1 protein-coding gene is annotated in these 1,154 nt (G+C 62.8%); it reads left to right on the top strand.

Going from position 1 to position 1,154, the window contains the following annotated elements:
* Positions 1 to 1,154 (top strand): strawberry notch C-terminal domain-containing protein (locus EN993_RS36040; protein ID WP_206532489.1); only part of this gene is annotated, 1,154 nt, incomplete at both ends.

Raw genomic sequence — 1,154 nt, forward strand, 5'->3', positions numbered from 1 at the left:
GTCGAGAACCTCGCCTATGCGCAGCGTCTCGGCATCTGGGGCAGCGAGGATTTTCCCTTCGCCAACCGCGCCGAGTTCGTCGCCGCAATAGAGGATGGCGGTGTCGCAGCAATGGAAGTGCTCGCCCGCGATCTCAAATCGCTCGGCCTCTATGCGGCGCGTTCGCTCTCCTATGACGGTGTCGAATACGACCTGCTCGAGCATGCGCTGACCGAGGAACAGATCCGCATCTACAATGCCTATGCCGATGCGTTCCAGGTCATTCACAACAACCTGACCGCCGCACTCGAGGCGACCAACATCACCAACGAGGCCGGCACGCTGAACCGCGACGCAAAATCGGCGGCGCGCTCGGCCTTCGAGAGCACCAAGCAACGCTTCTTCAGCCATCTCATCACCTCGATGATGACGCCGACCCTGATCGGCGCGATCGAAAAGGACCGGGTCCGAGGTCATTCGGCGGTCGTGCAGATCGTCTCGACCGGCGAGGCGCTGATGGAACGACGTCTTGCCGAAATCCCGACCGAGGAATGGTCGGACCTGCATGTCGACGTCACGCCGCGCGAGTACGTCGGCGGGTACTTGATGCACTCCTTCCCAACCCAATTGTTCGAGGAATATTCGGACGCGGAGGGGAACGTCTATTCGCGGCCTGTCCACGACGAAGATGGCAATCCGGTTCAATGCCGCGAGGCCGTTCGCCGGCGCGACGAGATGGTCGAAAAACTCGCATCGCTGCCGCCGGTCGGCAGCGCGCTCGACCAAATCATCCATCACTTTGGCACCGACACCGTCGCCGAGGTGACCGGCCGGTCGCGCCGCATCGTGAAGAAGACCGGCCGCGACGGCATCGACCGGCTGGCCGTGGAAAACCGCCCTGGTTCGGCCAATCTCGCCGAGACCCAGAGTTTCATGGACGACGACAAGCGCGTACTGATCTTTTCGGACGCCGGCGGCACAGGCCGCTCCTACCACGCTGATCTCGGGGTCAGGAACCAGAGGCTGCGCAAGCACTATCTGCTCGAAGCCGGCTGGCGCGCCGACAATGCCATCCAGGGACTCGGACGGGCCCACCGCACAAATCAGAAGCAACCTCCGTTGTTCCGGCCCATGGCCGCCAATGTGAAGGCCGGCAAGCGCTTCCTGTCGACGAT

This window comes from Mesorhizobium sp. M7D.F.Ca.US.004.01.2.1 (assembly GCF_003997785.1).
GTDB classification, from domain to species: Bacteria; Pseudomonadota; Alphaproteobacteria; order Rhizobiales; family Rhizobiaceae; genus Mesorhizobium; species Mesorhizobium loti.